The 21,740-nt window shown below is 69.5% G+C and carries 23 protein-coding genes; 17 read left to right on the top strand and 6 right to left on the bottom strand.

Annotation, left to right across the window (positions count from 1 at the left end; all coding sequences use genetic code 11):
* Positions 1-7 precede the first annotated feature (7 nt).
* The gene (locus ACBY01_RS14110; protein WP_416461556.1) at positions 8-1,591 is read left to right on the top strand and encodes an amidase; all 1,584 of its coding nucleotides are present in this window, start codon (positions 8-10) and stop codon (positions 1,589-1,591) included.
* Here ACBY01_RS14110 and ACBY01_RS14105 read toward each other — a convergent pair.
* Together ACBY01_RS14105 and ACBY01_RS14100 are read right to left on the bottom strand one after the other, a co-directional pair.
* Entirely contained in the window at positions 1,588-1,983 is a 396-nt protein-coding gene (locus tag ACBY01_RS14105) for a DUF4345 domain-containing protein (RefSeq protein ID WP_416461555.1), read from the bottom strand. The two genes, ACBY01_RS14110 and ACBY01_RS14105, sit on opposite strands and share 4 nt — an antisense overlap.
* A complete protein-coding gene (locus ACBY01_RS14100; RefSeq protein ID WP_416461554.1) occupies positions 1,980-2,441 on the bottom strand; it encodes a DUF2721 domain-containing protein in 462 nt (153 codons plus the stop codon). Before ACBY01_RS14100 ends, ACBY01_RS14105 begins: the two co-directional genes overlap by 4 nt.
* Positions 2,442-2,503: 62 nt before the next feature.
* Here ACBY01_RS14100 and ACBY01_RS14095 point away from each other — a divergent pair, with 62 nt between their 5' ends.
* Entirely contained in the window at positions 2,504-3,208 is a 705-nt protein-coding gene (locus ACBY01_RS14095) for a glutamine amidotransferase (protein ID WP_416461552.1), read from the top strand.
* A 4-nt stretch (positions 3,209-3,212) separates the two neighbouring features.
* Here the strand turns inward: ACBY01_RS14095 and ACBY01_RS14090 are convergent, their stop codons facing one another.
* Positions 3,213-3,836 carry a DNA-3-methyladenine glycosylase family protein gene (locus tag ACBY01_RS14090; RefSeq protein WP_416461551.1) on the bottom strand — a complete coding sequence of 208 codons (624 nt, stop codon included), beginning with the start codon at positions 3,834-3,836 and terminating at the stop codon, positions 3,213-3,215.
* Between the two features lie 66 nt (positions 3,837-3,902).
* On the opposite strand from ACBY01_RS14090, the gene ACBY01_RS14085 reads away from it, so the two are divergent.
* Positions 3,903-4,220, top strand: coding sequence for a 2Fe-2S iron-sulfur cluster-binding protein (locus ACBY01_RS14085; protein WP_416461550.1), 318 nt, complete (start codon positions 3,903-3,905; stop codon positions 4,218-4,220).
* 143 nt (positions 4,221-4,363) lie between these two features.
* Here ACBY01_RS14085 and ACBY01_RS14080 read toward each other — a convergent pair whose 3' ends face one another.
* Positions 4,364-5,383, bottom strand: a complete 1,020-nt coding sequence (locus ACBY01_RS14080) for a quinone-dependent dihydroorotate dehydrogenase (protein ID WP_416461549.1) — start codon at positions 5,381-5,383, stop codon at positions 4,364-4,366.
* Between the two features lie 172 nt (positions 5,384-5,555).
* On the opposite strand from ACBY01_RS14080, the gene ACBY01_RS14075 reads away from it, so the two are divergent.
* From ACBY01_RS14075 to ACBY01_RS14040, 8 genes are all read left to right on the top strand, one after another.
* Complete coding sequence (locus ACBY01_RS14075; RefSeq protein ID WP_416461548.1) at positions 5,556-6,008, top strand: SUF system Fe-S cluster assembly regulator; 453 nt, start codon at positions 5,556-5,558, stop codon at positions 6,006-6,008.
* Between the two features lies 1 nt (position 6,009).
* A complete protein-coding gene (gene sufB, locus ACBY01_RS14070) occupies positions 6,010-7,473 on the top strand; it encodes a Fe-S cluster assembly protein SufB (protein WP_416461547.1) in 1,464 nt (487 codons plus the stop codon).
* Positions 7,470-7,784, top strand: coding sequence for a hypothetical protein (locus ACBY01_RS14065; protein WP_416461546.1), 315 nt, complete (start codon positions 7,470-7,472; stop codon positions 7,782-7,784). Before sufB ends, ACBY01_RS14065 begins: the two co-directional genes overlap by 4 nt.
* Positions 7,785-7,797: 13 nt before the next feature.
* The gene (gene sufC / locus ACBY01_RS14060) at positions 7,798-8,541 is read left to right on the top strand and encodes a Fe-S cluster assembly ATPase SufC (protein ID WP_416461545.1); all 744 of its coding nucleotides are present in this window, start codon (positions 7,798-7,800) and stop codon (positions 8,539-8,541) included.
* A gap of 105 nt (positions 8,542-8,646) precedes the next feature.
* Complete coding sequence (locus ACBY01_RS14055) at positions 8,647-9,729, top strand: SufD family Fe-S cluster assembly protein (protein WP_416461544.1); 1,083 nt, start codon at positions 8,647-8,649, stop codon at positions 9,727-9,729.
* Positions 9,726-10,940, top strand: coding sequence for an aminotransferase class V-fold PLP-dependent enzyme (locus ACBY01_RS14050; RefSeq protein WP_416461543.1), 1,215 nt, complete (start codon positions 9,726-9,728; stop codon positions 10,938-10,940). Before ACBY01_RS14055 ends, ACBY01_RS14050 begins: the two co-directional genes overlap by 4 nt.
* On the top strand, positions 10,940-11,422 hold the full coding sequence (locus ACBY01_RS14045) for an SUF system Fe-S cluster assembly protein (RefSeq protein WP_416461542.1): 483 nt from the start codon (positions 10,940-10,942) through the stop codon (positions 11,420-11,422). Before ACBY01_RS14050 ends, ACBY01_RS14045 begins: the two co-directional genes overlap by 1 nt.
* Positions 11,423-11,436: 14 nt before the next feature.
* Positions 11,437-11,790, top strand: a complete 354-nt coding sequence (locus ACBY01_RS14040) for a HesB/IscA family protein (protein WP_416461541.1) — start codon at positions 11,437-11,439, stop codon at positions 11,788-11,790.
* 285 nt (positions 11,791-12,075) lie between these two features.
* Here ACBY01_RS14040 and ACBY01_RS14035 read toward each other — a convergent pair whose 3' ends face one another.
* Positions 12,076-12,810, bottom strand: a complete 735-nt coding sequence (locus ACBY01_RS14035; protein WP_416461540.1) for an arylesterase — start codon at positions 12,808-12,810, stop codon at positions 12,076-12,078.
* 14 nt (positions 12,811-12,824) lie between these two features.
* Between ACBY01_RS14035 and ACBY01_RS14030 the strand changes: the two genes are divergently transcribed.
* From ACBY01_RS14030 to ACBY01_RS14005, 6 genes are all read left to right on the top strand, one after another.
* Positions 12,825-13,523, top strand: coding sequence for an ABC transporter ATP-binding protein (locus tag ACBY01_RS14030; RefSeq protein ID WP_416461539.1), 699 nt, complete (start codon positions 12,825-12,827; stop codon positions 13,521-13,523).
* Complete coding sequence (locus ACBY01_RS14025; RefSeq protein WP_416461538.1) at positions 13,520-16,033, top strand: ABC transporter permease; 2,514 nt, start codon at positions 13,520-13,522, stop codon at positions 16,031-16,033. The genes ACBY01_RS14030 and ACBY01_RS14025 overlap by 4 nt, the downstream gene beginning before the upstream one ends.
* 52 nt (positions 16,034-16,085) lie before the next feature.
* The gene (locus ACBY01_RS14020; protein WP_416461537.1) at positions 16,086-16,697 is read left to right on the top strand and encodes a TetR/AcrR family transcriptional regulator; all 612 of its coding nucleotides are present in this window, start codon (positions 16,086-16,088) and stop codon (positions 16,695-16,697) included.
* Positions 16,698-16,840: 143 nt separating this feature from the next.
* Positions 16,841-17,251, top strand: a complete 411-nt coding sequence (locus ACBY01_RS14015) for a hypothetical protein (RefSeq protein WP_416461536.1) — start codon at positions 16,841-16,843, stop codon at positions 17,249-17,251.
* Between the two features lie 193 nt (positions 17,252-17,444).
* On the top strand, positions 17,445-20,234 hold the full coding sequence (locus tag ACBY01_RS14010) for a TonB-dependent receptor (protein ID WP_416461535.1): 2,790 nt from the start codon (positions 17,445-17,447) through the stop codon (positions 20,232-20,234).
* A gap of 132 nt (positions 20,235-20,366) precedes the next feature.
* Positions 20,367-20,708: a hypothetical protein gene (locus ACBY01_RS14005; protein WP_416461534.1), complete on the top strand. Its 342-nt coding sequence runs from the start codon at positions 20,367-20,369 to the stop codon at positions 20,706-20,708.
* Between the two features lie 54 nt (positions 20,709-20,762).
* Here ACBY01_RS14005 and ACBY01_RS14000 read toward each other — a convergent pair whose 3' ends face one another.
* Positions 20,763-21,734, bottom strand: coding sequence for a cell wall hydrolase (locus ACBY01_RS14000; protein WP_416461532.1), 972 nt, complete (start codon positions 21,732-21,734; stop codon positions 20,763-20,765).
* Positions 21,735-21,740: the final 6 nt, after the last annotated feature.

Genomic DNA, 21,740 nt, shown 5'->3' with positions numbered 1-21,740 from the left:
GACGGCGATGCGGGGTTCGGCAGGGACGATGATCGGGGCTGCGCTGTTGGCGCTGGCGGCGCCCGCAACCGCGCAACAGGCGCCGGCGGTCGAGGAGCTGTCGCTGGCGGATGCCGCGGCGGCGCTGAAGGCGGGCGCGAGCAGCGAGGCGCTGACCCGTGCCTATCTCGCCCGGATCGCGGCGATGGACCGCCAGGGGCCGACGCTGCGCAGCGTGATCGCGACCAACCCGGAGGCGCTGGCGCAAGCGCGCGCGCTGGATGCCGAGCGGCGCGCCGGCCAAGTCCGCGGCCCCCTCCACGGCGTGCCGATCCTGATCAAGGACAATGTCGAGACGCGCGAACTGCCGACCACTGCCGGAAGCCTCGCGCTCCGCGACAACCGCACCGGCCGCGACGCGCCGGTGGTGGCGCGGCTGCGGGCGGCGGGCGCGGTGATCCTGGGCAAGACCAACCTGTCGGAATGGGCCAACATCCGGTCGTCGGCGTCGATGAGCGGGTGGAGCGCCGTCGGCGGGCTGGTGCGCAATCCCTATGCGCTCGACCGCACCGCCTGCGGCTCGTCGAGCGGCACCGGCGCGGCGATCGCGGCGAGCTTCGCGGCGGCGGGGGTGGGGACGGAGACCGACGGGTCGGTGGTCTGCCCGTCGGCGATGACCGGGCTGGTCGGGCTGAAGCCGACGATCGGCCTCGTCAGCCGGACGCATATCGTCCCGATCAGCCACAGCCAGGACACCGCCGGCCCGATGGCGCGCAGCGTGCGCGACGCGGCGCTGCTGTTCTCGGCGATGGTCGGCAGCGATCCCGTCGATCCGACCACCCGCGATGCCGACCGCCACCGCGCGGACTATGCCGCGGCGCTCTCCCCCGACGCGTTGCAGGGCGTGCGCGTCGGCGTGATCCGGCCGGAGATGGCGGCGCCGCTTGCCCGGCGCTTCGGCGCGGCGCTGGCGGTGCTGCGCGATGCCGGCGCGACGCTGGTCGACGTCACCCCGCCCAAGGCGGACGGGCCCGGCGAGGCGGAGCTGCTGGTGCTCAAGACCGAGCTCAAGGCCGATCTCGACGCCTATCTCGCCAGCACCCCGCCAACGGTGAAGACCCGTACGCTCGCTCAGGTGATCGCGTTCAACGTCGCCCACGCCGATGACGAGATGCCGTTCTTCGGCCAGGACCTGTTCGAAGCGGCGGTGACGCTGCCCGGGCTCGACGACCCCGCCTATCGGCAGGCGCGCGCGACGTCGCTGCGGCTGGCGGGCGCCGAGGGGATCGACGCGATGCTGGCGGAGGCGAAGGTCGCGCTGCTGGTCGAGCCGAGCTACGGCCTCCCCTGGCTGAGCGACCCGGTGCACGGCGACCATTTCGTGCCGCCCTCTGCGAGCGAGCTGCCCGCGGTCGCCGGCTACCCGCATCTGACGGTGCCGATGGGGCTGGTGCAGGGGCTACCCGCCGGCCTGTCGTTCCTCGGGCCGAAGTACAGCGAAGCGTTGCTGCTCGGCGCCGGCTACGCATTCGAGCAGCGCGGGCGGATGCGGGTGAAGCCCGGCTATGCCGAGACGGTTGCGACGGGCGGGGGACTGGAGGCGGCGCGTTAACGCCAGCGCCGCTCCAGGCTGCGCTGCCACAGCAGCACCAGCGGCACCGCGCCCAGCTCGACGCACAGCCCGATGAGGTGGCCGGTCGAGGGCGCGCCGACGCTCAGCAGCGACCACAGCCGCGCGAGGCCGCCGAGTATCACCATCATCCCCAGCAGGCGGAAGCGGGTGCCCTGGCGCTCGATCGCGGGAATGCAGCTGGCGAAGCCGAACGCCATCCCCAGGAAGATGCCGGACATGTATCGGAAATGGCTGTCGAGGCTGGGTCGCACCGGCATCTTCGCCAGCCATTCGGCGCCGCCCAGGATGCCGGCGGTCGCGGTCGACAGCGGGATCAGGCAGAGCAGCGCCACCACCGCCTGGAGCAGCCGGCGCTCGGCCGCGCGGCTCACGGCAGCGTCGGGTGGATCAGGTCGGAACGCACGCGGATCGCGCGAACCGACATGTGAATCTCGATCAGGAAGCAGATCAGCCCGCCGGTCAGCAGCAGCATCGAGACGATGAAGGCGACGGCGATCACCTGTCCGATCTGCAGGTTCGCAAGTTCCGCCACGAACAGCATCGCGACCACCAGGCAGATCGCGATCGCTGCCATCACGACTAAATAGACCGCGTTGTTGATCGTGCGGATGCGCCCATCGATCAGCCGCAGCTCATGGATGTGGCGCTCGCGCTCGGGGCCGATCGCGCGCAGGTGCAGCGCCTCCAGCTGGCGCGAGCGGTCGACGATTCGCGCCAGCCGCCCCACCATGACGTTGAGGATCGCGCCGAGCCCGGCGAGCAGGAAGACCGGCGCGATCGCGACCTGGATGGTTTCGGCGACGGTGGAGAGAACGGGGGAGAAAGCCACGCGGCCGTTATTCGCGGGCGAGGGAGGTTGCGCAAGCGAATTGGTGGCGGGATAGAACCGACATGCACAGCCCCACCGCCGTCGCCATCCGCCATATCGCGTTCGAGGACCTCGGCAGCTTCGCCGGCCCGCTGGAGGCGGCGGGGTATCGCATCCGCTACGTCGATGCGGCGAGCGAGGGCGTGGCCGCGATCGATCCGCTCGCGCCGGATCTGCTGGTGGTGCTGGGCGGCCCCGTCGGCGTGTACGACGCGGCGCGCTATCCGTTCCTGGCCGACGAGGTGGCGCTGCTGCGGCGACGGCTGGCGGCCGACCTGCCGACGCTGGGCATCTGTCTCGGCGCGCAGCTGATGGCGGCGGCGCTGGACGCGCGGGTCTATGCGTCGGGCGGCAAGGAAATCGGCTGGGCGCCGGTGACGCTTCGCGGGGAGGGCGCCGGTCTGCTCGCCCCCCTCGACGGCGTGCCGGTGCTGCACTGGCACGGCGACACCTTCGAGGTGCCCGCCGGTTGCACGCCGCTGGCGTCGACGGCGCAGACGCCGAACCAGGCGTTCGCGCGGGGCGCGCATATCCTCGCGCTGCAGTTCCACCCGGAGGTGCTGGGCGGCGGGTTCGAGCGCTGGCTGGTCGGCCATGCCGCCGAGCTCGACGCTGCGGGGATCGATCCGCGGGCGCTGCGCGACGATGCCGCGCGCCATGCCGCACCGCTCGAGGCGGCGGCGGGCGCGTGGATGGGGGACTGGCTTCAGCGGATCGCGCGGCGCTGACGCCTCAGATCACGTCCATCTTGCTGTTGTAATGGTGCCAAGCGAAGATCGCTGCGGCACCGCGATGCGGGCGCCAGGCGTCGGCGAGGACGCGGACCAGCTTCTCGTTGGGACGCTCGGCGTGGCCGAGGATGCGGCCGACCTCGATCTGCACCGCCAGGTCGCCCGCCGGCCAGATGTCGGCGCGTCCTTCGGCGAACAGCAGGTAGATCTCTGCCGACCAGCGGCCGATGCCCTTGATCCGGGTAAGCGCGGCGATCGCTTCCTCGTCGTCCTCGGGAAGCGCGGCGAGGTCGAGGCGGCCGCTGCTCACTTCCTCGGCGAGGCTGCGGGCATAGCCGATCTTCTGCCGCGAGAGGCCGGCGGCGCGCAGCGTCTCGTCGCTCGCCGCCGCCAGCAGCGCCGGGTCCTCCACGTCGCCGAGCGCTTCCTCCAGCCGGCGCCACACCGCCGCGGCGGCGTGGACGCTCACCTGCTGGCCGACGATCGTGCGCAGCAGCGTCGCATAGCCCGGCTCGCGGATGCGGGGCGGCGGGTAGCCGACGCGGCCGATCGCGGCGGCGAAGGCGGGCTCGGCGGCGGCGAGCGCATCGAGCGACGTACGCAGCTGCTCGGCGGTCAGGCCCATGCCCGCGCGCCTTGAATTTGCCTGCGGCGGTCGCCAATGCGCTGCCAGCTGTTCTGGAGAAAATGCATGCTCACGCTTACCGTTACCACGCGCGAAGGAGAAGAACGAAGCGTGCCCGCAGAAGTGGGGCTGAGCGTGATGGAGGTGATCCGCGACGCCGGCGTCGACGAACTGCTCGCGCTGTGCGGCGGCTGCTGCAGCTGCGCGACCTGCCACGTCCACGTCGATGCCGAGTTCCTGCCGCTGCTGCCGGCGATGAGCGAGGACGAGGACGAACTGCTCGACAGCACGTCGGACCGCGACCAGCGCTCGCGGCTGTCGTGCCAGATCCCGTTCACCGACGCGCTCGACGGCCTGCGCGTGACGATCGCCGCCGAGGATTGAGGGGGGGCTTTCCATACCCGCCACCCGTCATCCCCGCCACCCCGTCATGCTGACGCAAGTCAGCATCCATTCGCGCTACGCTCGCGACTCCAGCCGGTGCGGCAATGGATCCAGACTTTCGTCAGGATGACGAAGGGGGGACGTCAGGATGACGACGAGGGGTTGCGGTGCAATCCCTTCACGATCCGCCGCGCCAGCCTCGGCCCTTCGTAGACCAGCGCCGAATAGAGCTGGACCAGGCTCGCCCCCGCATCGAGCCGGCGCTGGGCCTCGTCGGGCGAGCCGATCCCGCCGACCGACACCAGCGGCAGCGCGCCGCCGGTGATGGCGCGCGCCTCGGCCAGCTTGGCGCGGGCGAGGTCGGCGAGCGGCGCGCCCGAAAGGCCCCCGGTCTCCCCGGCATTGCCCGAGCGCAGCCCGGCGGGGCGCGAGATGGTGGTGTTGGAGACGACCAGCGCATCGATGCCGCCGTCGATCGCCGCCCGCGCCGCGACTTCCAGCCCGGCGCGGTCGAGATCGGGGGCGACCTTCAGGAACAGCGGCACGCGCTTGCCGCCCGTGTGGCGCGCGGCATCGCAGGCGGCGATCAACTCGCCGAGCGCCGGCTGCGCCTGAAGGTTGCGCAGGCCCGGCGTGTTGGGCGAGCTGATGTTGATCGTCAGATAGTCGGCAAGGGGCGCCGCCTTGGCGACGCCCGCGACATAGTCGGCGATGGCGCTGTCGCCTGCAACCGAGTCCTTGTTGGCGCCGACGTTGATGCCGAGCACGCCGCGCCGCTTGGGCAGCTTGGCAATGCGGTCGAGCGCGGCGTCGAGGCCGCCGTTGTTGAACCCCATGCGGTTGATGACCGCGCGATCCTCGACCAGCCGGAACAACCGCGGCTGCGGATTGCCCGGCTGCGGCCGCGGGGTGAGCGTGCCGACCTCGACCGAGCCGAAGCCGAGCGCGAAGAAGCCGGTGACCGCTTCCGCATCCTTGTCGACCCCGGCGGCGAGCCCGACCGGGTTGGGAAAGCGCACTCCCGCGACCGTCACCGCGTGGCGATCGTCGGGGCCGTCGGCGAACGGCGTCCCGGCCGCGCCCCAGGCGGCGAGCATGCGGATCGTCAGGCGGTGCGCGCGCTCGGCATCGAGGGCGAACAGCAAGGGATGGTAGAAGCGCATCGCGCGGCTATGGCAGCGACGGGGAAGGGGGTCAAAGCAGCGTGATGCAGCGACACGATCACGCCGATCGGAACAATCGTGCCGCGTCCCGCTTCGCAGCTGCAAAAACGGGTTGACCCCGCCGCCCCTCGCCACCATCTGCAAATCAGACCGGAATGATCCGATTGGAGCCATGCGTCTTTCGAGCCTTGCCGATTACGCCGTCGTGATGATGAGCGCGACTGCACGTCACTGCGGTGGCGTGGCGCGGCTCAACGCGACGCGGCTGGCCGAGGAGACGGGGCTGCCGCTGCCGACCGTGCAGAAGCTGGTGAGCCGGCTGTCGGCGGCCGGGCTGATCGAGACCGGGCGCGGGGCGGCGGGCGGCTTCCGGCTGGCGCGGCCGGCGGCGGCGATCTCGCTTGTCGACATCGTCGAGGCGGTGGAGGGGCCGATCGCGCTCACCACCTGCGTCGACGAGGGGCGCGAGTGCAGCGTCGGCAACTGCCGCGTGCGCCCGCACCTGCAGTTGGTCAACGACACGGTCCGCGGGGCGCTCGCAGGAGTGAGCCTCGCAAGTCTGAATGCGGCGCCGGCGGAAGTCTCCGCCCCGCGCCAAGCGAACGAAGCGAAGGTAGAGGCGTAGCATGGCCACCAGGAACGCAGAGGCGCTGGCCGCCGCGAACAAGAAGTACGAGTGGGGCTTCGCCTCCGACGTCGAACAGGAGTTCGCGCCCAAGGGGCTGAGCGAGGAGACCGTTCGCTACATCTCCGCCAAGAAAGGCGAGCCCGAATGGATGCTCGACTGGCGTCTGAAGGCGTTCCGCCTGTGGCAGACGATGGAGGCGCCGGACTGGGCGAAGCTCAACGTCCCGCCGATCGACTATCAGGACGCCTATTATTACGCCGAGCCCAAGGCAAAGGCGACGATCGCCTCGCTGGACGAGCTCGACCCCGAGATCCGCCGCACCTACGAGAAGCTCGGCATCCCGATCGAGGAGCAGAAGGTGCTCGCCGGCGTCGAGGGCGCGCGCAAGGTCGCGGTCGACGCGGTGTTCGACAGCGTCTCGGTCGCCACCACCTTCCGCAAGGAGCTGGAGGCGGCGGGCGTGATCTTCCGCTCGATCTCGGAAGCGATCCGCGAATATCCCGAACTGGTGAAGAAGTGGCTCGGCAAGGTCGTGCCCCAGCGCGACAACTATTTCGCGACGTTGAACTCGGCGGTCTTCTCGGACGGCACCTTCGTCTACATTCCCGAGGGCGTGCGCTGCCCGATGGAGCTGTCGACCTATTTCCGCATCAACGCGGAGAACACCGGCCAGTTCGAACGCACGCTGATCGTCGCCGACAAGGGCGCGTATGTGTCGTACCTGGAGGGCTGCACCGCGCCTATGCGTGACGAGAACCAGCTGCACGCTGCCGTCGTGGAGCTGGTCGCGCTGGACGATGCCGAGATCAAATATTCTACGGTGCAGAACTGGTATCCGGGCGACGAGAACGGCGTCGGCGGCATCTACAATTTCGTCACTAAGCGTGCGCTGTGCCAGGGCAAGAATTCGAAGGTGTCGTGGACGCAGGTCGAGACCGGCTCGGCGATCACTTGGAAATACCCGAGCTGCGTGCTGGCGGGCGAGAACAGCGTCGGCGAATTCTATTCGGTGGCGGTGACCAACAACCGCCAGCAGGCCGACACCGGCACCAAGATGATCCATCTGGGCAAGGGCAGCCGCTCGACGATCGTGTCGAAGGGCATTTCGGCCGGACGCTCGGACAACACCTATCGCGGGCTGGTGCGCGTCGGGCCGACGGCCGAGAACGTGCGCAACTTCACCCAGTGCGACAGCCTGCTGCTGGGCGACCAGTGCGGTGCGCATACGGTGCCGTACATCGAGGTGAAGAACCCCTCCGCGCAGATCGAGCATGAGGCGACCACGTCGAAGATCAGTGAGGACCAGCTGTTCTACGCCATGCAGCGCGGGCTCGACCAGGAAGCGGCGGTGGCGCTGATCGTCAACGGCTTCGCGCGCGAGGTGCTGCAGCAGCTGCCGATGGAGTTCGCGGTCGAGGCGCAGAAGCTGCTGGGCATCAGCCTGGAAGGGAGCGTCGGATGATCGCGCTCCTCGCGCTGCTTCAGGCTGCCGCCATGCCCCAGCTGCCGCCCATGCCGGTGCTGCTGCGTGCGGGGCTGCCCTATTCCGCGTGCTTGCGAAGCGCCCAGCAGGACGCGCCCGACCTGACCCGGGAGCAGGTGCTCGCGCACTGCGCCGACGTGCGCGAGGCGGCAATCGCCAAGATCAATCCCGTGCTCGCCACCAAGCCCGGCTTCGCCTCCGCCGAGCGGCGCACGCAAGTGCTCGACCAGTATTTCGACGGCAAGGCTGCGCTGGAGATGCGCGCCTTGGCCCTTCGTCCCCAGCTCTGACGCCGAGAAGAACATGCTCAAAATCAAAAACCTGCACGCCGAGATCGACGGCAAGCCGATCCTCAAGGGCCTCTCGCTGACCGTCAACGCGGGCGAGGTGCATGCGATCATGGGGCCGAACGGCGCTGGCAAGTCGACGCTCGGCTACGTCCTCGGCGGCCGTCCCGGCTATGAGGTGATCGAGGGTTCGGTGACCTTCGCGGGCGAGGACCTGCTGGAGATGGAGGCGGACGCGCGCGCGGCTGCCGGCCTGTTCCTGGGCTTCCAGTACCCGGTCGAGATTCCCGGCGTCTCCAACGTCCAGTTCCTGCGCGAGGCGCTCAACGCCCAGCGCAAGACGCGCGACGAGAAGCCGCTGTCGGGCGGCGAATTCCTGAAGCTCGCCCGCGCGCAGGCCGATGCGCTGAGCATGGACGCGGAAATGCTCAAGCGTCCGGTCAACGTCGGCTTTTCGGGCGGCGAGAAGAAGCGCAACGAGATGGTGCAGATGGGCATCCTCGATCCCAAGCTCGCGATCCTGGACGAGACCGACAGCGGCCTCGACATCGACGCGCTGCGGATCGTTGGCGACGGTATCAACCGCATTATGCGCGCGCCCGACAAGGCGGTGATCCTGATCACCCACTATCAGCGGCTGCTGGATTACGTGAAGCCGGACGTGGTCCATGTGCTCGCGGACGGGCGGATCGTGCGCACCGGTGGCGCCGAACTCGCGCTCGAGCTGGAGCGTGAGGGCTACGCGCAGGTTGCGGCGTGATGGTTGCTGCCGTCGTGCACCGCCGTACCCCGGCGAAGGCCGGGGTCCAGCATCGGGCCGCTCGCAACTGGGCCCCGGCCTCCGCCGGGGTACGGGAGAACGCCCGTGGCTGACACCCTCGAACTCCCCTCGCCCAAGTCCGAGCGGTGGCGCTGGGCGGACCTGCCGGCGTTGCAGCGCGCGGCCGAGAGCCCGCGCGGGACTGCGCCTGATCTCGACGCCGTGCTGCTGCCGCTTGCCGGTCCGCGGCTGGTGTTCGTCGATGGCGTCTATGATGCGGAGCGCAGCGCGCCAGGGCCGGTGACCGTCGGTCGCCGCGCTTGGACCAGCGAGCATCCGCTCGCCCGCTTCGGCGCGGCCGAGGGATGGGCGCTGGACCTCGGCCGGGAATCGGTGAGCGATCCGATCCAGATCGTGCATCTGGGTTCGGGCGGCGACAATCATCTGCGTGGGTTCATCGCGCTTGCGGCCGATGCCGCGGCGTCGGTGGTCGAGACCTTCGTCGGCACCGGCTGGGCCAATCGCCAGACGCGGATCGAACTCGCGCGCGGTGCCCGGCTGATGCGCTCCGTGCGGCTGATCCAAACCGATGGCTTCGTGTCGATCCGCGACGAGGCCGAGATCGGCGAGGCGGCGAGCTATGCGTCGACCTTCCTGGGCGCCGGCGGCATGGGCAGCCGCATCGACGGCGAACTCGTCGTCAGCGGCACCGATGCGTACGCGGAAATGGGCGGCGCGCTGCTGACCCGCGGCGAGCAGCGGCAGGAGTGCGCGGTCACCGTGCGCCACGCCGCCGAGCGCGGCACCAGCCACCAGACCTGGCGCGCGGTCGCCGCCGACCGTTCGGCCGCGAGCCTCGCCGCGCGCGTCGACGTCGCGCGCGGTGCGCAAAAGACCGACGGTGAGCAGTCGTTGCGCGGCATCCTGCTTCAGCGCACCGCGACGGTGAACCTCAAGCCCGAGCTGGAGATCTTTGCCGACGACGTGAAGTGCGCGCATGGCGCGACGGTTGGCGAACTCGACGACCGCGCGCTCTTCTATCTCCAGAGCCGCGGCGTGCCGCGCCCGCGCGCCAAGGCACTGCTGACCCGCGCATTCGTGGCGGACTCGCTCGACCGCATCGGCCAGGAGGTGGTGCGCGAGGCGTTCGTGGCGGACGCCGATCGCTGGCTGGAAGCCGCCTTGTGAGCGTGCTGGCCGATACCCGCCCGCTCGACGTGGTCGCCGACTTCCCGGCGATCCCGGCGGGCTATGCCTATCTCGACACCGCCGCGACCGCGCAGAAGCCGCGGCCGGTGCTCGACGCGATCGCGCGCGGCTATGGCGAGACCTATGCTACCGTCCACCGCGGCGTCTACCAGCGCTCGGCCGACATGACGCTGGCGTTCGAGGCGGCGCGGCGGCGGGTGGCGGACTTCGTCGGCGCGGGCTCGCCGGACGAGATCGTCTTCACCCGCGGTGCTACCGAGGGGATCAACCTGGTCGCGCAATGCTGGGCGGGAACGCAGCTCAAGGCGGGCGACCGCATCCTGCTGTCGATGCTGGAGCACCACAGCAATATCGTGCCGTGGCAGATGGTCGCCGAGCGCGTGGGCGCGGCGATCGACGTGGTGCCGCTCACCGCAGACGGCCGCATCGACCTCGATGCGATGGAGTGGATGCTGCGGCCGGAGCACAAGCTGGTCGCGCTGGCGCATGTGTCCAACGTGCTGGGGTCGGTGCTCGACGTGCCGCGTGCGGTAAAGCTGGCGCATGGTGTCGGCGCCAAGATTCTGCTCGACGGCTGCCAGGCGGTCGCGCGGCTGCCGGTGGACGTGACGAAGCTCGGCTGCGACTTCTACGTCTTCTCCGGTCACAAGCTCTACGGCCCGACCGGCATCGGCGTGCTGTGGGGCAGGGCGGAACTGCTGGAGGCGATGCCGCCGTACCAGGGCGGCGGTTCGATGATCGACCGGGTGACGTTCGAGCGCACCACCTATGCGCCGCCGCCGGGGCGGTTCGAGGCGGGGACGCCGCACATCGTCGGCGTGCTCGGGCTGCATGCCGCGATCGGTTATGTCGCCGGCATCGGCCTCGACGCGATCCACGCGCATGAGACCGCGCTGGTCGCCGCCGCGCGCGAAGGGCTGGGGCGGATCAACTCGGTGACGCTGTTCGGGCCGGAGGATTCCGCCGGCATCGTCAGCTTCGCGATCGAGGGGGTGCATCCGCACGACATCGGCACCATCTTGGACGAGGAGCGCGTGGCGATCCGCGCCGGCCACCATTGCGCGCAGCCGCTGATGGACCGGCTGGGCGTGCCGGCGACCGCGCGGGCGAGCTTCGGCGTCTATAATTCGGCCGCCGACGTGGAGGCGCTGGTGCGCGGACTGGAACGAGTAAGCAGGATCTTCGGGTAATGGACGAGACACGCAGGATCGCGGTGGAAGAGGTCGACACGGTGGACGCGCCGCGCAAGGCGCGCGTGGACGAGGTGGTCGACGCTCCGGCCGATGCGGGGGCGGAGCCGCGCCGCCGCGACTATCTGGAAGGCTTTCTGGCGCAGAAGCCGGAGCCGGTGTCGGCCGGAGAGCCGGGCGGCGCAATCTACGACGCCGTGATCGCGGCGCTGAAGGAGATCTACGACCCCGAAATCCCGGTCAACATCTACGACCTGGGGCTGATCTATGGCGTCGACGTCACCGCCGACGGCCATGTCGCCGTCACCATGACGCTGACGACGCCGCATTGCCCGGTCGCGGAATCGATGCCGGCCGAGGTCGAACTGCGCGTCGGCGCGGTGCCGGGCGTCGGCACGGCCGAGGTGAACCTGATCTGGGATCCGCCCTGGGACCCGCAGAAGATGTCCGACGAGGCCAAGCTCGAACTGGGCATGTTGTAAGCAAGGAACAATTTGTGGCCACCACCCTCCGCCCCCGTCCTGCCGCGCTCGCGCTGACGCCGTCGGCCGAGCAGCGCATCGCCGACCTCATGGCCAAGGCGCCGGAGGGTTCGGTGGGCGTCAAGCTGTCGACGCCACGCCGCGGCTGTTCGGGGCTCGCCTATTCGGTCGACTATGTGACCGAGGCCAAGCCGTTCGACGAGCGTATCGACACCGCCGGCGGCACGCTGTTCGTGGACGGCGGATCGATCCTGTACCTAGTTGGCTCGACGATGGACTGGGTGGAGGACGACTTCACCGCGGGGTTCGTGTTCAACAACCCGAACGCCAAGGGCGCTTGCGGGTGCGGAGAGAGCTTCACGGTCTAAGGCGGTAGCGCCGCTGCCGAGCAGGGGTGGTTCAACCGCCACCAGCGGCTCGCCGGCCGTGCTTCTGCGCAGGCAGGAGCCCAGAGCCACTACCGGTGCCGCCGGTAACCCTAGGCTCCTGCCTGTGCAGGAGCACGTTGAGTGGCGGACGCGCGCGCCATCCACCCCCGTCATCCTGACGGAAGTCAGGATCAATTGACGCTACCTACTTGAGCCGCGGGTGTTGCGCGTCTGGATGCTGACTTTTGTCAGCATGACGGGCGGGAGAGAAGTTGTGCGCTCCCCTCAATCCAGCCGCTGCAGCCGTTCCGTGACCACCGGCGCGATGCGGGTGACCATCTGCTGCACGCCCTTGGCGTTCGGGTGCACGCGGTCGGCCTGCATCAGCGCGGGATTGCCGATCACGCCGTTCAGCACGAACGGATAGAGCACCGCGTCATATTCCTCGGCCAGTTCCGGGAAGATCCGGTTGAACGCGCCGGCATAGTCGCCGCCCAGGTTGGGCGGCGCCATCATCCCCGTCAGCACGACCGGAATGTTGCGGCGCTTGAGCTCCTCCAGCATCGCCTTCAGATTGTCGCGCGTGGTGGCGGGCGGGATCTGGCGCAGCACGTCGTTGCCGCCCAGGCCCAGCAGCACCAGGTCCGGCGTGCGCTGGAGATTGTCGAGCGAGAAGGCGAGCCGCTGGCGTCCCGCCGCGGTCGTGTCGCCCGATACGCCGGCGTTGACCACGGTCGCGTTGATGCCGGCGTTGCGCAGCGCCGTCTGCAACCCGTCGGGAAGGCTCTGCCCGCGCGCGAGGCCGTAGCCGGCATAGAGGCTGTCGCCGAACGCCAGCACCAGCCGCTCGGGACCATTGGGCACGCTGGGCGAAGGCACGGGCGTCGCCTCGGCGCGGTTCACCGGCACAGTCGCCTGTTCGGGCGGGACGCCGTCTGCGCTCCGGTCGTCGCAGCCGCCGAGCAGCAAGGCTTGGAGAAGCAGCGTCCCCACCCCATAACCGACACTTCCCTTCTCCAACGCGATCCTCCGACATGTCCGAAACCGACCACGGCGATATGGTGATCGTCGCCCGCGATGTCACCTTGACGCTCGGCGATGCCGAAGCGGCGACGCCGATCCTGCGCGGCATCGACCTCTCGGTAGCGCGCGGCACCAGCCTGGCGCTGCTCGGCGCCTCGGGATCGGGCAAGTCGTCGTTGATGGCGGTGTTGTCCGGTCTGGAGCGGGCGACCGGCGGCAGCGTCACCGTCGCGGGCCTCGACTTCGGGGCGCTCGACGAGGATGCGCTCGCCCGCGCCCGGCGCGGTCGCATCGGCATCGTGCTCCAGGCATTCCACCTCCTGCCGACGATGACGGCGCTGGAAAATGTCGCGGTGCCGATGGAGCTCGCCGGTGCCGCCGACGCCTTCGCGCGTGCCGAGGCGGAGCTGACCGCGGTCGGCCTCGGACACCGGCTGCGCCACTATCCCGCCCAACTGTCCGGTGGCGAGCAGCAGCGCGTCGCGATCGCGCGCGCGTTGGCGGGACGGCCGGAGATCGTCTTCGCCGACGAGCCGACCGGCAACCTGGATGCCGCGACCGGCAGCGCGATCATGGATCTGCTGTTCGAGCGGCGGCAGGCGACCGGCGCGACGCTGGTGGTGATCACCCACGATGCGGCGCTGGCCGAGCGCTGCGACCGCATCGTCTCGCTCGCCGATGGTCGGATCGTACGGGACGACACCAAGTGAGCGACTGGCGGCTGGCGTGGCGGCTCGCGCGCCGCGAGCTGCACGGGCGCTTTCGTGGCTTGCGGCTGCTGCTGGTGTGCATGTTCCTGGGCGTCGGTGCGCTCGCGGCGATCGGCAGCCTGTCGGCCGCGATCGACGGCGAGCTGAAGGCGCGTGGTGCCGCGATCCTCGGCGGCGACGTCGAGTTCGCCACCTCCCAGCGTGCCGCCACGTCGCAGGAACGCGCCGCCTTCGCCCGGCTGGGCCGCGTCTCCGAAACGACGTCGATGCAGGCGATGGCGGTGCGCGACGGCGGTGGCGACGGGCCGCAGACGGTGCCGGTGACGCTCAAGGGCGTCGACACTGCCTATCCCCTTTACGGCCAGCTGCGTCTCGCCGACGGCAGCAGCGTACGGCCGAGCGACCCCGCCCGCGTGTGGATCGCGCCGGGGTTGGCCGATCGTCTGGCGGTCGGCGTCGGCGACACGCTGCGGCTCGGCACCGCCCGCTTCGCGATCGCCGGCATCATCGCCGACGAGCCCGACCGACTGGGCGAGGGGTTCACGCTCGGGCCGGTGGCGATCGTCGCCGCGCCGGGCATCGCGCGTACCGGGCTGATCCAGCCGGGCAGCCTCTACGAAACCAAATATCGCGTCGCACTGCCGCCCGGCCGCGTGCCGGATGCGGCGGTCGAAGCGATCCAGCGCGCCTTTCCCGACGGGGGGTGGGAGAGCAAGACGCGCGATCGCGCTTCGCCCGGTGCGGCGCGCTTCCTCGATCGGATGGGGCAGTTCCTGGTGCTGGTCGGGCTCGCCGCGCTGGCGATCGCCGGAATCGGCGTCGGCAACGGCGTCGGCTCCTATCTCGACAGCCGCCGCGGCAGCATCGCCGCACTCAAGGTGCTGGGGGCGACCTCCGGCGGGATCGCGCGCGTGTATCTGCTGCAGGTGGCGGTGGTCGCCGGCATCGGCATCCTGCTCGGGCTGGTCGCCGGCGTCGCCGCGGTGCCGCTGATCCTGTGGATCGCCGGCGACGTGCTGCCGGTCGCACCCGAGTTCGCGATCTATCCGGCGCCGCTCGCGCTCGCCGCCGCCTATGGGCTGCTCACCGCGCTCGCGTTCACCGCGCCGCCGCTGGTGCGCGCGGGCACCGTGCCCGCCGCGGGGCTGCTGCGCGGCAGCCTTGATCTGCGCCGCGCGCCGTGGCGGCGGGTGCTGCCCTGGACGCTGGGCGCAGGCGTACTGGTGGTCGCGATCGCCGTCGCTACCGCCGACCAGCCGGGGTTCACCGCGAGTTTCCTCGCGACGATCGCCGGCACGCTGCTGCTGCTCGCCGGCTTCGGCTGGGGCGTGCGCCGGGTCGCCGCGCGGCTGCCACGTCCGCACCGTCCGCTGCTGCGGCTGGCGCTCACCGGCCTCCACCGCCCGGGCGCGCGGACGGTGACGCTGGTGGTGGCGCTGGGGCTGGGGCTCACGCTGTTCGTGCTGCTGGCGGCCATCCGCACCAGCATCGACGCCAACATCCGCCAGACCATCCCGCAGCGCGCGCCGGCGCTGTTCGCGCTCGACGTGCCGCGCGATCAGGTGCCGGCGTTCCGCCGTACCGTCACCGGCGCCGCACCGCGGGCCGACATCCGCATGGTGCCGTTGCTGCGCGGGACGATCACCGGCTATGGCGACACCCGTGTCGCGGACCTCGAGACGCTGCCCGAGGGCGCCTGGGCGCTGCGCGGCGAGCGCGGGCTCACCTATGCCGAGACGCTTCCCGACAGCAACGAGCTGGTCGGGGGCAGCTGGTGGCCGGCGGGCTATGCCGGGCCGCCGCTGGTCTCACTCGACGTCGACCTCGGCCGCGCGCTGGGGCTGAAGATCGGCGATCCGATCCGCTATTCGCTGCTCGGCGTCGAGCGCGAGGCGCGGGTCGCCTCGTTCCGGCGTATCCACTGGGACACGATGGGGTTCAACTTCGTCATGGTGTTCAGCCCCAACGCCATCGCCGACGTGCCGCACAATCTGGCGGCGACGATCGATCTGCCGACGGGGCAGGAGGGGGCGGTAACCCGTGCGCTGCTGCCGCGCTTCCCCTCGGTCTCGGTGATCGAGGTGCGCGGCGTGATCGGCCAGGTGCGTACGCTGGTGGGGCAGATGGCGACCGCGATCGCCGCGGCGGCTTCGGTCGCGATCCTCGCCGGCATCGCCGTGCTGATCGGCGCGATTGCCGCCGCGCGCGAGGCGCGGACCTACGACGGGGTGATCCTCAAGACGCTGGGCGCCACCCGCGCGCAGGTGTTGGCGGTGCAGGCGCTCGAATATGCGCTGCTCAGCGCCGCGATCGCCGCGCTGGCGCTCGCGCTCGGGCTGGGGGGCGCATGGTATGTGGTGGTGGAGGTGTTCCGCTTCGAATGGCTGCCGGACTATGCCGTGGTCCTGGCGACGCTCGCGGCGGGGGCGGGGGTGACGCTGCTGATCGGGGTGCTCGGCGCCTTGCCGATTCTCGGCACGCGGCCGGCCCGCGCGCTGCGCCAGCTATAGGGCCAGGGATAGGGGATGCATTCCGCGCTAAGTCGCTTATATACCGGCCATTATGAAAGCCGCGCTTTGCTGTTCCGGTCGGGGCCGTCCCCGCGAGTTCGATGTCGACGAGGCGTTGGCCGCTGCGCTCCGCGTGTTCTGGAGCAAGGGCTATGAGGGCACCTCGCTCTCGGACCTGACCGAGGCGATGGGGATCACGCGCCCCAGCCTCTATGCCGCGTTCGGCAACAAGGAATCGTTGTTCCGCAAGGCGCTCGACCTCTACGAGCACGAGAAGCTCAACTATATTCGCGCCGCGCTCGAGGAGCCGACCGCCCGCGCCGTTTCCGAGCGGCTGTTGCGCGGCGCGGTCGAGATCCACGCCAGCACCACCGGACCGCGCGGCTGCCTGGGCGTGATCAGCTCCGTCGCCTGCGGTGCGGATGCCGAGTCGATCCGCGACGAGGTGATCCAGCGCCGCGCATCCTCCAACGCCGCGCTGGTCGCCCGGTTCGAACGCGCGAAGACCGAGGGCGACCTGCCCGCTGCGATCGACGCCGCCGGGCTTACCTCCTACCTCATCGCCATCCTGCAGGGGATCACGGTGCAGGCGGGGATGGGGGCCAGCCGCGAGGCGCTGGACGCGCTGGTCGACACCAGCCTGACGATGTGGCCGAGCGCCTGATCGCAATTCGTCGATAAAAGATACCATCCGGTACAATTAGCGTTTGACGACCCCGCTGCCCTTCTGTACCGCACAGTAGGTATTGAGGGCAACGACAGCGGCGCCGCCGTGGACCTGCCCATTCGCACGGAAGGGGAATGTTCATGGCGTATCTGACGTTCAGCGAGTTGGGCGGCGCTGCAGCTGCCAAGGCGGTTGCCGCACCGACGGTGCCGCAGCCCGATCCGGTGCCTGCCGCGGAGGGCCTCTCGGCGCTCGAATGGTCGGTGGTGGCGATCGCGCGCCGCGAGACGCTGTCGAGCCTCAAGCGTCCCGGCCGGATCGCGATGGCGATGGGGTCGCTGTTCGGCGCCCGCGCACGCACGCCGCTAGCCGATCCGCGGCTGGAGGCGCTGCGCCGGATCGCCGTGCTCGCGTGGCACCGCGGCGACAACCTGCCCACTTCCGAGATCAAGAACTTCCTGGGTGCCGGCTTCACCACCCATCAGTTCGAGACGCTGCTCACCAGCATCGGCCGCGGCCGATTGGCGGGAACGCGCCTTCGCGCCGGCTGAGGCAGGCTGCTCCCGAGCCTCCTCGTCCGTCCCTCGTCCCCGCCTTGGGCGGTCCGTCACCCCCGACGGGCCGCCCTTTTTCTTGCCTGGCTTTGTCCAGGCTGCCGACCGCTTGACACAGCAATACTCCGACATATGGTATACGTTATAAAGACGGAGTATTATTGTCGTATCATTAGGCGGGGACAAGCGAATGGGACGGGGACGCGTAGGCATCGTGGCGGTCGGCAAGGGGCTGGCGCTGGCGGGAGTATCGATCGGCGTTCTCGCCGCAACGCAGGCGAGCGCCCAGGAGACGCTCCCCGATCCGGACGAAGAGGTCGTGTCGTCGGTCGAAACCACCAAGGGCGAGGTGATCGTCACCGGCATCCGCGGCTCCGTCGCCAGTGCGATCGAGAAGAAGCGCAACTCTCGCGAGATCGTCGACTCGGTGGTGGCCGAGGACGTCGGCAAGTTGCCGGACAACAACGTGCCCGAGGCGCTCGCGCGCGTGACCGGCGTCCAGATCGACCGCGTCCACGGCGAGGGATCGAGCGTGACGATCCGCGGTCTCTCCGACGTGCAGACCACCATCAACGGCAACGAAGCGAGCGCGGCGGGGTCGCGGTCGCTCAATCTGGCGGACATTCCTGCCGAACTGCTCAAGTCGGTCGACGTCTACAAGACGCGCAGCGCCAGCCAGACCGAGGGCGGCATCGCCGGCACGGTCAACGTCGAACTGCGCCGGCCGCTGGACATGGAGAAGGGACTGACCGTCGCGGGCAGCTTCCGCGAGACATTCTCCGACATCGGCGACACCAAGAGTCCGTACGGCAGCCTGCTGATCGCGGAGCGCTTCGACACCGGCATCGGCGAGATGGGCTTTCTGCTCAACGGATCGCTCACCCAGAACAACTATCAAGAGAACTGGGTCGCGGCCGAATCGCCGCAACAGATCGGCTTCTTCTCGGGCAGCGCCAGCAATGCGCTGCTGCCGCCAGAGCTGCAGGACACGATCATCCCCTTTGCGGTGACCTACGGCGAGGAAAGCGGATCGCTCAAGCGGCCGTCGCTCAACGTATCGTGGCAGTGGCAGGCGAACGACCGCCTCGATTTCGTGCTGGAAGGTTCGTATCTGGGCGTGCGGGCGACCGAGGTGAGCGATTACCTCAAGATGCAGACGAACACCGATCAGGGTTTCTATTCCGACCTGATCGTCAACGACGACGGTACGATCCGCTCGGTGACGCTGAACAACCCCAACGGCGTTCCCGGCGGTCCGCTCGACATCTACCAGAAGCGCAAGAGCGACACCTACAACGCCAATTTCGAAACGAACTGGCGGGGCGATCGCACGCGAATCAAGTTCGGCACGCAATATAACTGGTCGGATACCAGCGACTACTTCGTTCAGCATCAGTCGCGTTTCGTCGGGGGTAGGGCGACCCACGTCGACTTCAATTCCGACAACGTGCCGGGAGGCGGTCCGTACGTCACCTTCCCGGGGGTCGATGCCGACGATCCCGAAAGCTACAAACTCTATCAGGTCCACGATCAGAACGGCGCGAACAGCGACACGCTGTTCGCGTCGAACCTAGACGTGACGGTCGACACCAGCGAGCGGGGGCTGCTGCGTTCGTTCCAGTTCGGCGCCCGCTATACCAAGCGGACGATGCGCAACCTCTATGGCTATCGCGACGCCTTCTTCTTCACCAATGCAACGGCGCCGACGCTCGGGTCCGTGGGAGCCGCTACCGGGATCGAGCTCGCCACCACAAGACCGGAGATCCGCAACGCGGGGGAAATCCCGACCTGGTATCACTTCGACAACGCCAGCTTCTACCGAAACTTCGACTCTATCCGCGAGTACATCCTCGCCAACGGTGCCGACCTTCAGGGGCGCGACTGGACGACGGCGACGCCGGGTAACAACGATCCCGGACAAACCTACTCGCAGAAGGAGCAGACCTTCGCGGCCTACGGCGAACTCAACTACGGGCTGAACGCTCCATTCCCGATCGACGGCACGCTCGGCCTGCGCTTCGTCAACACCTGGGGCACCAGCAGCAGCACCCAATATTCCTATGGGCGCAACCCGGATGGAAGCTCGGACGGCGTCCTGCGGATGGAGGAGGTCGGCAGCCGCGGTAACTACACCGATATGTTGCCGAGCGCGACGGCGATCGTTCATTTCACGCCCAAGCTCCAGCTGCGCCTGTCCTACACGCACAACGTGCAACGTCCCGGCTTTTACGCCATGCGCAATTTCAAGGAACTGCGCGACGCGATCGCCAGTCCGACGGGCCGGGTCTATGCCGGCAATCCGGACCTGAAACCGGTGCAGGAGAACAACTACGATGCCTCGCTGGAGTATTTCTTCGGCGAGGGCGGGTTGCTGAGCCTCGGCGCATTTCTCAAGAACCAGACCGGCTTCATCTACTACACCAACCAGACGGAGTATGTGGCGGAGATCGGACGCGACGCGCTCGTCTTCAAGGAACGCAACGCCGGTCCCGGCAAGATCTTCGGCATCGAGAGCCAGGCGACCGGCTTCTTCGACTTCCTGCCCGGCTTCGCCCGGCATTTCGGCGCCAGCGTCAACTTCACCTATATCCCGGTGAGCGAGCTGCACCTGTACGAGGACGAGAATACCCCCGACGTGCCGGGCGTCTTCGATGCTCCCTTCACATCGGAATATTCCGGAAACGCGGCGTTGTTCTATGACACGCCCGTGTTCAGTGCGCGGGTCGCGTACAACTACCGTTCGAAGTACAAGGCCTCGGTGAACTACGAATTCCCGGGCTATTCGGTGTACATGCAGGAGACTTCGCGGCTCGACGGGGCGGTCAACTATACGCCGTTCAAGTTCATCACCTTCAGCCTCGAGGGCACCAACCTGCTTCGCGACCGTGCGAATACCTATTTCGGTGCGTTCCAGGCGCTGCCGGTGGGCCTACGCGAGCAGGCGCGAACCATCCAGGCGAGCGCGCGCTTCCGCTTCTGATCGAAGCTGAACGGTCCCGCCCGGTTTGCGACAATCGGCGACACAAAAGCGGTGTCGCTGACACGATTGCGCGACCGGGCGGGCCCAGATTGCTCCTCGACCGAACGATGGTCGGACAAGAGGAGATTTGCCATGAAGAAGATCGCACTGATGATCGCCGGCCTGGGGATCGCCACGGCCGCACTGCCCACCGCCGCCAGCGCGGCTCCCTGGACCAGCGTCAACCAGCGGCAGGCGGTCGTCGAGCAGCGGATCGACCAGGGCATCCGCAGCGGCCGGCTGACCCGGCGCGAGGCGGTGAACCTGCGCAGCGAGTACCGCCAGATCGCCCAGCTCGAAAACCGCTATCGTCGCAGCGGCGGCGGGCTGTCGGTGTCCGAGCGCCGCGACCTCGACACGCGTATCGACCGGCTGATGGCCAAGACGCGCTACCAGAAGCACGATCGCCAGGGGTATCACGGCCCGCGCCGCTGATCCGAAAGACGATCGACACGGACGCCCCGCCGGCATCGGCGGGGCGTCGCTGCGTCAGCGCAGCGGCTTGCCCGAATCCTTCCAGCGATCGAGCACCTGCGACTCCGGAAGGTTCGTCTCGGGCGGCACGGGAGAGGGCGGGGCGGCCTGCGGCGTGGGTGCCGTCGGCGCGGTCGCCGCCGCCGGCGCAGGAGTACCGCCGCCGGTGTCCGGCACCGGCAGCGGATCGAGGGGCGAGGCGACATGGGGGCCCGGTGCCGGCTCGTGGCCGGCGTAGCGGTCGCTGAACGCGTCGGCGGTGCCCCACCAGCCCTTCCATCGATGGAAGAAATGCGCGCCGAACGCGCCGGTCATCACCAGCGATCGGTTCCACGCCGGGGTGACGGCATAGGTGTGATAGTGCGTCGCCAGCCCCGCCGGCGCGAACACCGATCCGCTCAGCGCCAGGGCCGCGACGCGGCGCGCGCGGGCCCAGGGGCCGGGCGCACGCGGGCGCGACAGCGCGCCGTCGCAGGCGAAACTGAACTGGCAGCCGCGCCGCTCCGATCCCTGATAGACCACGCCGCAGACCGTCGCCGGAAACGCCGGGTGTCGCACGCGGTTGAGTACGACCTGCGCCACCGCCCGCTGGCCGTCGTCGGGCTCGGTGGCGGCTTCGTAATAGATGGCGGTGGTCAGGCATTCGAGCGCGCGTGCCTGGTCGAGAACGCTGCCGCGCGCGTGGAACGGCTTGGCCGGCACCACCGATCCGCCGCCCTCTAAGGTCGCGAGCGCCGGGATCGGCAGGTCTGGCAGCGGCGCCGTGCCGGTGGTGCCGGCCTGCGGCGCGGCGAGCGTGCCCGAGAACGCCGGCGCTTCGGCCGGTGTCGTGCTGCGGGCCGGCAGCGTCATCCGGCGCTCGGCGGCGCGCTGCTGCTGGTCGAACGCGATCCGGCCGGCGTGAGCCATGAAGGCGAGCCCCGCGCCGCCTGCGACGAGCAGCGCGAGCCGCCGCCGCCGCGTGCGAAGCGGAGCCCAGCCTCTCACGCGGTC

It is taken from the genome of Sphingomonas mangrovi, from assembly GCF_047975845.1.
Lineage (GTDB): Bacteria > Pseudomonadota > Alphaproteobacteria > Sphingomonadales > Sphingomonadaceae > Sphingomonas.
Note: the sequence above shows the minus strand (reverse complement) of the source record. Positions and strands in the feature narration are given on the sequence as shown.

What these genes read in the sequence shown, in the direction of transcription:
- ACBY01_RS14110 (WP_416461556.1), top strand. Translation starts at nt 8, where the DNA reads ATGCGGGGTTCGGCAGGGACGATGATCGGGGCTGCGCTGTTGGCGCTG.
- ACBY01_RS14095 (WP_416461552.1), top strand. Translation starts at nt 2,504, where the DNA reads ATGCACAGCCCCACCGCCGTCGCCATCCGCCATATCGCGTTCGAGGAC.
- ACBY01_RS14090 (WP_416461551.1), bottom strand. Translation starts at nt 3,836, where the DNA reads ATGGGCCTGACCGCCGAGCAGCTGCGTACGTCGCTCGATGCGCTCGCC.
- ACBY01_RS14085 (WP_416461550.1), top strand. Translation starts at nt 3,903, where the DNA reads ATGCTCACGCTTACCGTTACCACGCGCGAAGGAGAAGAACGAAGCGTG.
- ACBY01_RS14080 (WP_416461549.1), bottom strand. Translation starts at nt 5,383, where the DNA reads ATGCGCTTCTACCATCCCTTGCTGTTCGCCCTCGATGCCGAGCGCGCG.
- ACBY01_RS14075 (WP_416461548.1), top strand. Translation starts at nt 5,556, where the DNA reads ATGCGTCTTTCGAGCCTTGCCGATTACGCCGTCGTGATGATGAGCGCG.
- sufB (WP_416461547.1), top strand. Translation starts at nt 6,010, where the DNA reads ATGGCCACCAGGAACGCAGAGGCGCTGGCCGCCGCGAACAAGAAGTAC.
- ACBY01_RS14065 (WP_416461546.1), top strand. Translation starts at nt 7,470, where the DNA reads ATGATCGCGCTCCTCGCGCTGCTTCAGGCTGCCGCCATGCCCCAGCTG.
- sufC (WP_416461545.1), top strand. Translation starts at nt 7,798, where the DNA reads ATGCTCAAAATCAAAAACCTGCACGCCGAGATCGACGGCAAGCCGATC.
- ACBY01_RS14045 (WP_416461542.1), top strand. Translation starts at nt 10,940, where the DNA reads ATGGACGAGACACGCAGGATCGCGGTGGAAGAGGTCGACACGGTGGAC.
- ACBY01_RS14030 (WP_416461539.1), top strand. Translation starts at nt 12,825, where the DNA reads ATGTCCGAAACCGACCACGGCGATATGGTGATCGTCGCCCGCGATGTC.
- ACBY01_RS14020 (WP_416461537.1), top strand. Translation starts at nt 16,086, where the DNA reads ATGAAAGCCGCGCTTTGCTGTTCCGGTCGGGGCCGTCCCCGCGAGTTC.
- ACBY01_RS14015 (WP_416461536.1), top strand. Translation starts at nt 16,841, where the DNA reads ATGGCGTATCTGACGTTCAGCGAGTTGGGCGGCGCTGCAGCTGCCAAG.
- ACBY01_RS14010 (WP_416461535.1), top strand. Translation starts at nt 17,445, where the DNA reads ATGGGACGGGGACGCGTAGGCATCGTGGCGGTCGGCAAGGGGCTGGCG.
- ACBY01_RS14005 (WP_416461534.1), top strand. Translation starts at nt 20,367, where the DNA reads ATGAAGAAGATCGCACTGATGATCGCCGGCCTGGGGATCGCCACGGCC.